The 12,389-nt window shown below is 44.3% G+C and carries 11 protein-coding genes; 4 read left to right on the top strand and 7 right to left on the bottom strand.

What is annotated here, in order from left to right; all coding sequences use genetic code 11:
• Positions 1-22: 22 nt before the first annotated feature.
• The 3 genes from FLA_RS10785 to FLA_RS10795 are packed head-to-tail and all read right to left on the bottom strand — an operon-like array spanning position 23 to position 2,219.
• On the bottom strand, positions 23-610 hold the full coding sequence (locus tag FLA_RS10785; protein ID WP_076380472.1) for a Crp/Fnr family transcriptional regulator: 588 nt from the start codon (positions 608-610) through the stop codon (positions 23-25).
• Positions 611-652: 42 nt separating this feature from the next.
• Entirely contained in the window at positions 653-1,279 is a 627-nt protein-coding gene (locus FLA_RS10790) for an alpha/beta hydrolase (RefSeq protein WP_076380473.1), read from the bottom strand.
• A gap of 4 nt (positions 1,280-1,283) precedes the next feature.
• Positions 1,284-2,219 carry a ring-cleaving dioxygenase gene (locus FLA_RS10795; RefSeq protein ID WP_076380474.1) on the bottom strand — a complete coding sequence of 312 codons (936 nt, stop codon included), beginning with the start codon at positions 2,217-2,219 and terminating at the stop codon, positions 1,284-1,286.
• A gap of 230 nt (positions 2,220-2,449) precedes the next feature.
• Between FLA_RS10795 and FLA_RS31670 the strand changes: the two genes are divergently transcribed.
• Both FLA_RS31670 and FLA_RS10805 read left to right on the top strand, forming a co-directional pair.
• Positions 2,450-3,385: a hypothetical protein gene (locus FLA_RS31670; RefSeq protein WP_076380475.1), complete on the top strand. Its 936-nt coding sequence runs from the start codon at positions 2,450-2,452 to the stop codon at positions 3,383-3,385.
• A 237-nt stretch (positions 3,386-3,622) separates the two neighbouring features.
• Positions 3,623-4,456 carry a LuxR C-terminal-related transcriptional regulator gene (locus tag FLA_RS10805; RefSeq protein WP_076380476.1) on the top strand — a complete coding sequence of 278 codons (834 nt, stop codon included), beginning with the start codon at positions 3,623-3,625 and terminating at the stop codon, positions 4,454-4,456.
• Here the strand turns inward: FLA_RS10805 and FLA_RS10810 are convergent.
• Positions 4,453-5,016 carry a GNAT family N-acetyltransferase gene (locus FLA_RS10810; RefSeq protein ID WP_076380477.1) on the bottom strand — a complete coding sequence of 188 codons (564 nt, stop codon included), beginning with the start codon at positions 5,014-5,016 and terminating at the stop codon, positions 4,453-4,455. The genes FLA_RS10805 and FLA_RS10810 overlap by 4 nt on opposite strands.
• Positions 5,017-5,115: 99 nt before the next feature.
• Between FLA_RS10810 and FLA_RS10815 the strand changes: the two genes are divergently transcribed.
• Positions 5,116-5,835: a DUF4197 domain-containing protein gene (locus FLA_RS10815; RefSeq protein ID WP_076380478.1), complete on the top strand. Its 720-nt coding sequence runs from the start codon at positions 5,116-5,118 to the stop codon at positions 5,833-5,835.
• A gap of 189 nt (positions 5,836-6,024) precedes the next feature.
• On the top strand, positions 6,025-6,420 hold the full coding sequence (locus tag FLA_RS10820) for a hypothetical protein (protein ID WP_096510920.1): 396 nt from the start codon (positions 6,025-6,027) through the stop codon (positions 6,418-6,420).
• A 412-nt stretch (positions 6,421-6,832) separates the two neighbouring features.
• Here FLA_RS10820 and FLA_RS10825 read toward each other — a convergent pair whose 3' ends face one another.
• The 3 genes from FLA_RS10825 to FLA_RS10835 all read right to left on the bottom strand — a co-directional run bounded on the left by FLA_RS10825 (position 6,833) and on the right by FLA_RS10835 (position 12,388).
• The gene (locus tag FLA_RS10825; protein ID WP_076380610.1) at positions 6,833-7,303 is read right to left on the bottom strand and encodes an HAD domain-containing protein; all 471 of its coding nucleotides are present in this window, start codon (positions 7,301-7,303) and stop codon (positions 6,833-6,835) included.
• Between the two features lie 11 nt (positions 7,304-7,314).
• Positions 7,315-7,695 carry a hypothetical protein gene (locus tag FLA_RS10830; protein ID WP_096510922.1) on the bottom strand — a complete coding sequence of 127 codons (381 nt, stop codon included), beginning with the start codon at positions 7,693-7,695 and terminating at the stop codon, positions 7,315-7,317.
• 175 nt (positions 7,696-7,870) lie between these two features.
• Positions 7,871-12,388 carry a TonB-dependent receptor plug domain-containing protein gene (locus FLA_RS10835; protein WP_076380481.1) on the bottom strand — a complete coding sequence of 1,506 codons (4,518 nt, stop codon included), beginning with the start codon at positions 12,386-12,388 and terminating at the stop codon, positions 7,871-7,873.
• Position 12,389: the final 1 nt, after the last annotated feature.

The raw sequence follows: 12,389 nt of genomic DNA on the forward strand, positions 1-12,389 counted from the left end.
CCAGGTTAAGAAAACAAATGATTTAAGATTGCCGCAGCAGTTTATTGCGCATTTTGCTGAAAAACTCGGGTGTAACCCCAATGTAGGCGGCTATTTGTTTAGAGGGAAGGCGGTTAATAAGCGGGGGATAGCGTTTGCAAAAACTGTGATAGCGCTCTTCGGCGGTCAGGCTCAGGTTGTCGAGCAGGCGTTGCTGATAGGCTACCAGTGAGTTTTCGGTGATGATGCGGAAAAAGCGTTCAAAGGCCGGCACTTCTTTATACAGTTGTAACTGGTCTGTTTTAGAAAGTGTTACCAGTTCGGTTTCTTCCAGTGCATCTATATACAGTACACCTGGCTTCTGGCTAATGAGACTGTACATATCGGCCATCCACCATCCTTCGGGGGCAAAGTTCAATACATGCTCAAAGCCATTATCGTCTACCGAATAACCGCGCAGGCAACCGGTGTTTACGAAAAAGGAGTATTTGCAAATTTCGCCTTCTTTCAGCAGCACTTGTTTACGCTTGAGCTGCATGGGTTGCAACAGGGATACGAAGTATTCTTCTTCCTGTGGCTGTAACGTAATGTGCTGTGATATGTTCCTGGTAATTAATGAAGAAAGCGCCATCAATTAAAGATAGCGCTTCCAACTATTCAACCAAAATAAACACTAAGCTAATACATGCTGGTTGGCTTGTGTAACCTCATCGGCTCCAATGGTATGTGGTCTTCCTTTGTATACTTTCAACAGCACGTTGGCGTGCATTTTTTCCAGTATAGCCACACTTTCATTTACCCTGCTTACGGGTACATGCGGATCGGGATCGCCGGTGCCAATGAATACCGGGGTGCCGCCAAAATCGCCTTTGTAGTTTTCGATAGCCAGCTCTTCGCCAATTAAACCGCCGGTGAAGGCTATTACACCGCCGTAGCGGGTGGCGTTACGGGTTACATATTCCAGGGTTAAACATGCGCCCTGCGAAAAGCCTGCAAAGTAAATGCGTTCAGCAGGTATGCCCTGGGCCTGAATGTCGGCTACCAGCTGGCCTATTACATCCAGTGCTGAATCCAGTGCCGGTTGGTTTTTCGCCACCGGAGCCATAAAGCTGAAAGGATACCAGCTGTACTCGTTGGCTTGCGGAGCAAAGATGGCAGTGTCGTTACCCAGCTGTAAATGATTGGCCAGGCTAATGATATCTTCTGCCGAAGCGCCCCGGCCATGTAATAATATAATTGCTTTGGAGGCATTTACTGCGGGTGTTCCCGCAGTAATTACCTGTTTGTTATGTGTGTACATACGTTTAGTCTAATTTAGGAAGCACTTTTTCAATCTCGCCGCGGTAAGCTTCATACTGAGCGGGTAATTTTAAACCGGTACCTAATTCAGCAACTGTTTCGTCGGTAGCAAAACCAGGGTTGTCGGTAGCTATTTCAAACAATACCCCACCTGGTTCGCGGAAGTATAAAGAATAAAAATAGTTACGATCTATTTTCTCGGTGATGTGCAAACCTAAGGCCACTATTTTTTCACGATACTGCATTAAGGTAGCTTCATCACTTACTCTAAAGGCTACGTGGTGTACGCTGCCACCGGCTGTAAGGCCAGCTGCTTCGCCAGGAACTTCAACCAGGTCTACAATGTTGGCTGTATCTACTGCATCGGTTACATAGCGGAACCTGTTTACCTCCTGCTGCTGCAGCTTATAGCCAAATACTTTGGTAAGTATGTAGGCAGTAGGCTCTGCTTTTTCAGTGGTAATGGTAATGTGGTGGAAACCGCGTGTAGCGTTCTCCGCTTTTACCTCACTGGTTTCCCAGGGAGCGCGTTTATCTTCATTGGTTTCTACCAGTTCCAGTTTTAAACCATCAGGATCCAGGAAAGTAAGATACTTCTGACCAAATTTCTCTGCTGGTTTGTTATAGATGACATTGTTTTCTTCAAAACGTTTTTGCCAGAACTCCAGGCTGCCCACAGGAACTGCATAACCTATTTCAGTAGCCTGGTGTGTACCTCTTCTGCCTTTAGAGATGCCGCTGCCCCAGGGGAAGAAAGTAAGGATGGTGCCGGGCGTACCGTTTTCATCACCATAGTAAAAGTGATATGTATTAGGATCGTCGAAGTTTACAGTTTTCTTTACCAGTCTTAATCCCAGGATGCGGGTATAAAAATCATAGTTCTTTTTGGCGTCACCGGCAATGGCGGTGATATGGTGTATGCCTTTCAGTGTAGTTTCCATATCTCGTGTTTTTTGTTTTTGATTGATTTGATATGTCAAAATTAGGCCGGGGTCATTTGCTTACACTTAATGTAGAACAAGAAATAGCGGTTAATTCCTTTTTTCTATAGTATAAATGCTGATAGGCGCCAATAACCCGGTAGGGTTACAATAGCGATTAATCACTATTGCGGTCCTTTAACACCCTGTATACTTTTGTTATGCACCATGGATAAGCACCTTCTACCTATATGCAAAAAACAGATAACCGTATGAATGTAATGAAACGAACTGCCTTACTGATTTTTCCTTTGTTATTGAGTGTAATGGCTTGTCAGAAAGCGAGTGACGGTATACCCGGCTCACAGATATTAAAAGGCACAGGTGTGCCGGCTGCAAATATTGGATCGATAGGTGACTATTACCTGGATGCCAGCAGTGGAATATTGTTTGGACCTAAAACAGCAGATGGCTGGGGTGAAAGTATTTCTTTGGTAGGACCCACCGGCGCAACAGGTGCTACCGGTGCTACGGGCGGCACCGGGGCAACCGGTGGAACCGGACCTGCCGGACCACAAGGACCACAGGGGCCTGCCGGACCTGCCGGGCCAACTGGTGGAACCGGACCTGCCGGACCTGCCGGACCAACCGGAGCTACAGGGGGAACAGGACCTGCGGGACCAACAGGCGCTACTGGTGCTACGGGCGCAACTGGTGCTACCGGCGCAACCGGAGCCACGGGGGCCACTGGAGCAACAGGTACTGCCAACGTTATTTATTCAGCCTGGCAATATGCTACCAACTTTAATGACTCTACCGTTGACAATTCGAGTTTGAAAGTAGGTTATGTAAAAGCGCCTTCTTTAACTACATCCATATTGAATAGTGGCGTGGTGCTGGTGTATTTTACTTATGGCGGAGGTACGTTTACGCTGCCTTATACTTCTAATGCCGGCGGTAAACCCAATACTATCAGTTATACGCCTATGCTCAATAAAATTCTGGTATACCGGTTTTCACATGATAATTCCAATTCAGTGGCACTATCTACCTTATTACAATACCGTTATATCATTATACCGGGTGGCGTAAGTGGTGGCAGAGTGGCTGCCGGAGCAGAAACGAAACCGCCGGTAGATTACTCGGATTACGAAGCAGTATGTAACTATTATCATTTACCGTTATAGCCCGTTGATGGGTACCCTGCAACAACTAAACACCACATTACATCAGCCCAGCTAACCGGGGCTGTTTGTAAAACAAAGAGACTAAAGAAGGGGAAGGGGGGCCGTTTGCTCTTATAGCGGCGGTTTCCTCTTATCTTCAAAATCACACGCATTAACTAATAGTTAATATGCATTTTATTGCTAAAAATGGACGAAAGTGCGCTAATAATCGGTAAATTGGAGCCAATTGTCCGGCTTATGAAGAAAAAAACGCCTGATGTATTTCAGGATATCCAACAAATACAACCCGTTATAACGATTGACGAACTAAAGCAGGCTATATTGAAAGGGGATATCAGCAAAGTTGATAATATCATGGCCCTGTTCAATGCCAGGATAGATGCGATACCACAGTTTGCGGTAGGCACGTATACCTGGTATGTGGCTAATAAGCTGTCTATAGGCAATATGGGTGGCATGAGTGAGCATTTCACCGGACATCCCCCCGGCTACTGGCTCAATAAAAATCCCGAAGAATATTTACAGTTGTTACACCCGGAAGATGCCCCGTATGTAATGAGCTATGTAAAACTGATATACGAATTCCTGGTGGCAATGCCACGGGATAAAAAGCACTTCATCAGGCCTCAGTTGTATTTCCGCATGCGCAATCCTTATGCTCCCGACAACTACCGGTGGGTAATGTTTCAATATATTGACTGGGAATATGCCACGGATGGTATGATTGCCTGCATTCTGCACCTGGTTACAGATATTACCCATTTAAAGAACGACAGTGCCGTGCGCATGACCATTTTAGACAGCAGCATGGAAAGCAACCAGCTGTTTTTCTCTAACGTGCCACAGGATTCGGTAGGAGAGCTGAGCAACATTACTGTTTGCCGTTTAAGCGGGCGTGAGCTGGATGTGTTGCGTTTGATGGCCCAGGGGTTGAGCAGCAAGCAGATTGCCAGTGAATTGAAAATAGCCAAGAATACGGTAGACAACCACCGGCAAAACCTGTTGAAGAAAACCAATACCAGCAGCAGCTCCGAAGCGGTAGCCTATGCGCTGAAAAACGGTTTGTTTTAGCGGCGATACTGGCGGGCTAACAGGGCCCAGTAAAGTGAATCGTAGTAAGCGCCTTCAAAAAAATTACTCTCCTTCAGGTGGCCTTCCTGTTGAAAGCCACATTTTTCCAATGTTTTATTAGATCCGGTATTGGCCGGGGCTGTAATGGCCATTACAGAGTTCAGCTGCAGCGTGGTAAAGCCATAATGCAGTACTGCCTGTAAGGCTTCGTGCATCAATCCCTGCCGGTGATAATGATGGTGCAGCAAATAGCCCACCTCGGCCCTGTAATCTTCTTTATGCATACGTACATATCCAATGGTGCCAATCAGTTGTTGAGGATGGCTTTGCAGGGTAATGGCCCAGTTAACCGATTCATTGGCGGCGCAGTTATCATTCAGCATCTGGATATACTGTTGGGTTTCCTGTGCATTTTTGTGCAGGGGGCGTAGTATATACTGCATAATATCGGGCTGCGAACGCAGGTAATAAAGATGGTTGGTATCGGATACGCTCAGCTGGCGCAGTAACAAGCGGGGCGTGCGTAGTTGCGGAAATGGTGTAAAGTTGAGGGAAAGCATATACTAAATATAGGAAAATATACGCTGGCGGAAATGCGAACCGTAATAGTATATTTGCCCCGCATCAGTTTGGGATGCACTCATTAACTACATCTGTATATGAAACGTTTTTATCTGCCGGCTATCTTAGTAGCCTGTATGTTTTTTTCCGGCTGTGAAACCGCACAGCAAATAGTCAATAACCTGCCCAACGCCACTGGAAGTCTTACCAACGACCAGATTGTGCAAGGGTTAAAAGAAGCCCTTACCATAGGCACACAAAACAGCAGCAGCAAACTTTCGGCGATAGATGGCTATTTTGCCAATGCCGCTATTAAAATTTTACTACCTCCCGAAGCACAGAAAGTAGAAAGCACCTTGCGTAGCCTGGGCCTGGGTAGCACTGTTGATAAAGCCGTGTTATCGCTGAACCGCGCCGCAGAAGACGCCGCTAAATCGGCTGCTCCCATATTTGTAAATGCCATTAAGCAAATGACCATTACCGATGCGCTGGGCATTTTAAAAGGTGGCAACAACGCAGCCACCAATTATTTTAAAGGTAAAACCACCGCTGCTTTAACAGATGCCTTTAAACCTACCATCAATGCCGCTTTAAGCAAAGTAAGCGCCACCAAGTATTGGACAGATATGTTTACCGTGTATAACAAGTTTGCCACTACACCGGTGAATACCGACCTGTCTGGCTACGTTACCGGTAAAGCCATTGACGGTATCTTTTTCCAGGTATCGCAGGAAGAAGCAAAAATTCGTACCGACCCTGCTGCCCGCGTTACCGACATCCTGAAAAAGGTGTTTGGCAGCAGCCAGGCGAAGAGTTAGTTAATAATTATTAGTTTATGGCGATTAAGCCATTGCATTAGGATAGAAGCCGCTTTCACTTTGGGGAAAGTGGCTTTTTTAATATCTGTGCCAATGGGAATAGTAGTGTAGGCTTACTTTTGGTTAATGAAACGGGATAGCTGGGTTAGCAGACAGTTGACTTTGATTTGGAGTCGGATAGTTTATAGGATGGGTACTAAGACGATTTATTGGGAGAAATTGATTTCTTGTACCGTTGTGTTGGCATTAGGGGTTTTGTTTTGCATATATGCGGAGAAGGGAAAACAGGAAAGAAAAAAGAAAAGGAATTTGCATCCGAGATATACTGTTGGAGTTGTAACGGATCACTATAATCCTTTGAGAGGTGGAGCTGTTATTGGTTATGAATTTACTGTTTATTGGCGTAAGTATTCTGACAAAAGGTCCTGGCCACGCGGTTTTGGGAATTTTCCACCAAAGGGGCAACGTTATTTTGTAAAATTTGAAGAAGATGATCCTTATAATGCCGAGTTTTTGATAGATTCTCCATTTGTAAAAGATAATTTAGAAATTCCTGAAAATGGATGGAAACAATTGCCGCAATAAAGTGACTTATTTGTTTTTATGGTGCCTTACAGTGGCAATAATTTTGACGTTGACTATTGGTGTTATGGGAGTTGCGGTAGCTGTTTGCGTAAGGACATAAAAATAGGAGGAAGGCTACTTGTTTCAAAATCGTCATGGTTAATCCGATAAGCCCTCAGTATAACTCTGGCATTTCGGACCTTGGACTTTTGCTTTAAACAAGGTGTTATGCTCTTCCTCCTATGCTTTCCCGGCTATGTAGCAACGAAAGCAGACAACAAATTTAGGGGAAGTTTTTCAATTTAAGTGAATGTTCCTGAAAAGATATGCAAGCATTTAAAGAAACAACAACTTGTTAAGGCTTCCTCCCGCAACAAAAAATCCCGCTTCTGATAAGAAGCGGGATGGAATATTTCTGGAACCCGATTTTGAATTATTGTAGCAACTTTTCAGAGCTATTTATAATGTTGATGATTTCGGGTAAATGATACATTGTTAAACCAACCATAGCACTTGTTAAAACAAGATGATTTTTTAAATAAGGAACAAGATCATTTAATGATTTACAATCGTCAATAATAACAAAATCTTCGCTGATATTATGAAGGTTAAACCAATTGGTTATTTCTTCCTTTCTGGTGAGATGGTGTATGTTTTCTGGTAATGATTGAATGTTTGTTACCTGTATGCCTCTGGCTTTAAAAATGTTTACCCACTCTGGTAAACTATAGTTTGCCTTATGTGAAGTGGTAAGCATTATAGTAACATCCTGTTCATTAACCAGCTTGTTTAACACTTGTGTTGCCTGTGTACTAAACACAGGAAAACCATCCTGTAAAAGATCAGGAGCCCTGTGTGATTTTACAGGAACCATTACACCGTCTATGTCAAGAAATACTAACATACTTACCAAATTTACGAATTATTCAATAATTCAACTAATTCTTTGTAAGTTAAACTGTTATACTCTGCGTCTTCTTCCATATATTTCTGAATTGTTTCAGGTGTATCCCATTCATCTTCATCTATACTTACCGCTTCCCAACTGGTTATATCCGGGTGCGAACTGACTCCGGCTGCATGCCCTAAGGGTACATCTGCAAGGCGGGAAGCAATGTAACGGTGATGGCCGTCGCAGATAATCCCATTCACTACTTTTATATCTGGAACCTGTATTCCTTTGGATATTTTGAGGTATAGCCTGTTGATAAGGGGTAAGCATATTTTGGGTTGGCTGGCCTGTAATAGATTTCCTGATTCTATCAGTGCCCGCACGTGTTCTGATGTAATTGGCATTTTTGGTGCAGTCTTGAATTTTCCACGAAAAGGTTACAGATATAACAATAGGGGAAGTGTATTTTTCATAACATTCTTGTTTACATTAATTTATGGCTTATATGATGGCATCAGGTATCGTGCAATGCTTCCATCAACACTATATCCCGATGCTATCAAAAACGTACACGTGCTTTTAGGGTAGAATAGTACTGCATAACCCTGCATTCCAATATTGTAATTCAGGCGTGTAATACAAATAAGTATTGCTGGCCCTGCCTGTGTACTTGCCTGGAATCTCTGCTTTCAGGTCTAAACTTACTTTTAGCGTTTCTCTATTGGCAAGCCCCATCCAGTATAATACCAGGTAATTATCGAATATTTCATAATAAGCTACCTGTTTTTGCTCTATCAATTGTTTTAGTTGCCATGGTTGCACAGTAAGGCCGGCAGGTATTCCAATTTTAGCCAGTGTCATAGGCTGGAAAATATCTTTGGTATTGGCTACACTAATATCCAGTCGCACGGTTTCTCCTACATGTGCTTTGGTGGGGTGCAGTTGCGTTTTCAATTGTATCTCCGCATCGGGGCTGTTAGGAGGTTGCAGCGAATAATAACTCAGCTTCACATTGTAAGGCAAGGCATCCTTTTCATGATTGTATTGCACGGTAAATTGGTTATTGCCTGTTTTTATCAATGAGTCAATGTTGTTTCCCGGTTGTATGGTATGATTGTTTAACGTAAATATCACTGCCCCTGTATCAATAGCTTTGTTCAAGGTTTGCGTATACGTCATAATGGCTTTGAGGGCCAATACGGTTGCCTGTGTAGAGCCATAACCAAAGTAGTTTTTACCGGCCAGTATAATATTCATTTGTTGGGCCATAATTGCGAGATCAGGCTTAGGGGCTCTGGCAAGTGCCAGTGCATATAAACTCGCCGCCTCTACTTTTAAAGAGTTTCCTCTTGAATACACAAAGCTGGAATGCGGTTTTACCCAGGTGGCCGGCAGGGTTTTGAGCAGCTGGTTATAACTGGCAGTATCTTTCAGGCTGATGGCTGCCAGTGCCATCATAGCTGTTTGATATGTGTCGTTGCTTTGTAAAGCAGTGGCCAGTGCAGCCTGGTATTCTGGCTGTATTTCATTTCCAATACCTGCCTGAGTAAGCGCATATACAATATACAGGCTGGACACATCTGCCGGCACAGAAGAAAACTGGTTGTGTTTAATGGTGAAGCCGCCCTTGCCGTTTCTTCTGCCTAACAGAAACGCTTTGGTGCGTGCCAGCATGTTGGCGTCTACCTTTATAAACTCCTGCATGTCGGTAAACTCCATTAATCCGTAAGCTGTTAATGTTTCAGAAGCCGGGGTGTGGCCAAACCATTCAAATCCTTTTTCCCGTGTTTCATAACTAATGAGTCTGTCATAGCCCTCTTGCAGATATTTTTCGGCTCGGGCTTGCAGCGATGTATTGGCCTTGCCGGTAGCTTTCAGGTATTTGAGAATATACAGGTTAGGGTAGGTGGCTGATGAGGTTTGTTCAAAACAACCGTGCGGCTCGGCCAGCATAGATTCCAGCCCCTCTAATAACTGCCCTTCCAGGTTGGTAAAATAAGAAAGACTGGCATGCAAGGTGCCAGGTGCCGGGGCCATAACAGGGATGGTTTGTGTTACAGAACGGTTGCCAGACAGTATAGTGGTTACGGGATAGCCTTTATCCAGGGCAGTAACTGGCAATTGAAGTGTAGAAGTATCTCTATAATTGTTAATAGTAATGTTTATTTTTCCTTTAGTGGCACTGGTTGCTGTTAATGGGATGAATACCTGTGTGGAACTGTCGGGTAATATATACAGCCGTTTATCAAACCAGCCGGTTTGTAATGGCTGCGTGATGGCTACCTGGATGGTGGCCAGGAAAGTATCCTCACGGTTGTTTTTTACATTCAGCGGAATATAAGCGGTATCGCCGGTGCTGAAATAGGGGGGGATTTTAGCATCTATGCTGATGGTTGGTTGGGAAGAATAGGTAGCTTCGGTATGGCCCGGACTTCCGTTGCTGCCCATGCCTTCTGCTATGGCCCGGAAGGTGGTAGTAGCGTCTGAATTAAAAAAAGTAACTACAGCCTCGCCACAGCTATCGGTTTGTACAATGGGGTTCCAGTAAAGGGTTTCCCGGAAGTCGTTTTTTATTGTAGTAGCAGTGGTAGCATAATAAGGCATGTAAAACTGCCGCGCCTCATCAAAATGACCGTTTGAGAAAAAAGGAGTAGTAGTAAAATAATACTGACCACGGTTCAGGCGGAAAGATCTTCTGTTTCTGTATCCCAGTTTGGTAGTGACAATGATAACACCGTTAGCTGCTCTGCTGCCATAAATGGACGCTAAGGCGGCATCTTTTATCACGGTAATATTGTTAATAGCAGCTGGATTCAAATTAGGGTCCAGTTTCTCAACAGGAACATCGTCTATGACCCAGAGCGGTTCGTTATAGCCTGCCAGGGACGACTGGCCTTGAATGGTAACCTTTGTGCCTCCCCCGGGTAAACCATTTGCATTTGTTATTGATAGGCCTGGTACCCGGCCCTGTAATGCCAGTAACGGATTATTTATAACAACGGATTCTGATCTGATGGTGGTTACACTACTGCTTTGCAGTCTTTTAGCAACTGTGCCATAAGCAATTACCTGTACATCTTCGAGCCTGGAAGGTTGGTGCATTATATCACTGCTTGCTGTTGTAGCCGGAGCTTCTATAGCAGGAGGAGGGATGGTATTAAGCCCGTAATTGTTATTGGCTACAGGCAACCGGCGGCCAAACTTATGGGTAAGGTATTGACTATAGGTGGCGATATTGGCAGCATCAAATTGCTCTGTTTTAATTTTGATGAGTTGCTTTTTACGGTTGCTTTTGGCTATCAGCATATAGTTGTCTATAGCCTGTGGAGGGTTGGAGAAAAAGAACAGACCATCATTGCCTGTTTGCTGTTCTATAATTTTGTTATCAGCACTGTTGGTATAGCTGTTCTTACATACCAGGTACACGGTTCCGGCCAGCGGTTTACCTGCTGTATCGGTAATAGTTCCGGCTATGATGTAAGAAGGATCAGGAAACCAGGCTGTGGCCTGACGTTTAATTACAGAATCGGAATAATCAAAATACCGGTAGCCGTGTGTAAGCATTACAAAATCCAAGGCAGTAACGCTTTTAGGTTCGTCCCTTTTAAAATAAAACTGTGGTTCTTCTATTTTGCCTCTTAACTCACTGCTCATCATCAGCCAGGAAACAATATGGTCTTGCTTGTCATCGGCCAGCGACCAGAGTTTGTCGTCTATTACAGATAAAGAACAGTCAGAAGGCACAGGCGTATTAGTTTCATCCAGGGTTGTAACATATAAGGTTACTTTTTCGCGTGGGCTGTATTCTTTTTTATCAGTGGTAATGTACACATGCAGTTGCTTACCGGGGTGAAGAAAGGCAATGCGCTCGGCAAACGGCTGGCCTTGTAAGGTATGTAATGTAAAGCGGTTGATACCCGGTTGAAAAAGGCTGATGGGAATTTCTATCCATTGTTCACCTGGCTGCAATGAACAAGTGCGGGTAAAGCTGATTTTGTTTCTACTGCCGGCAGAAAGTATCACCTGCCCGGCCTGTGATGCTGTTAACCGGATATGTATAGTGCTATCACCTGTTACCAGGTGCATCATCGTGCCTTGCTCCTGAGCATGCGGTAAGGGATAGTGCTGGTGAATGCCCGAAGGGGTAGCCAGTTCTGCATAATACTTTTCGCCGGTACTGGCAGTAAAGTCAAAAGCGCCCATGCCATTATGATAACTTTCCAGTTGTGCACAAATATTGCCTTTACTGTCTTTGACCACCCCTTTTACATCTACAGGTTTACCATATTCGTTAATAGCAATGAAAGCGATACGGGCAGGCAGCCCGGCTATAAAGGTGCCTCCTTCTGGTAGCAATTGCAGATCTACCTTATTCAGTGAAACAGGAATGTTGCGCGAAACAGATTCTGTATAAGAATCGTAAACTACTGTTATGTTAAGCAGGGCGTCGGTAGTGTGCAAAGTATCGGAAAGAGTACATTGAATAAACGCTTTTCCGGCATTATCTGTAGTAAAGTTGCCGGTTTTTACCACCTCCCCGTTTTCAGACAGTGTGTATTTTACCGGGAAATGAGTAATAGGCTCGTCGTTAAGATTGCGTATAGCATAACTGGCGGTAACCGTATCACCGGGGCCATATCCTTTCCGGGGAAAGTCCAGCTTCATCAGTACCCGAGGAGAAATTACTTTTTGCAGGGTGATTTCTTTCGTAAACCAGGTGCTTTCTTTTTCATTTTTCATCCAGCGGGTGTAGGCCCTTATTGTATAAATACCACCGGCTGTGTTTTCCGGGAAATAATAAGAGCCTGTTGCATTGCCCTGGCTGGAGGGCAGGCGAAGTGTTTTTATAACAGCACCCGAGGGGCTGATGATATCCACAAATACTATTTCGCTTACTGTAGATGGCAGCTGGGTGGATGCCTGCACCAGGTAGAGTTTAAAATACATTTCACTACCCGGGGCATACATAACATGGTCTGTTTGTATATATATCTTTTCCTTGTAAGTATTGTATTGTGTCAGCTGTGCATATGTAATAACGGATAGGCTGCAGGTAAGCAGTAGCAGCAGGAAACAGGTGATAGTTACTTTTTTCATG

It is taken from the genome of Filimonas lacunae, assembly GCF_002355595.1.
GTDB classification, from domain to species: Bacteria; Bacteroidota; Bacteroidia; order Chitinophagales; family Chitinophagaceae; genus Filimonas; species Filimonas lacunae.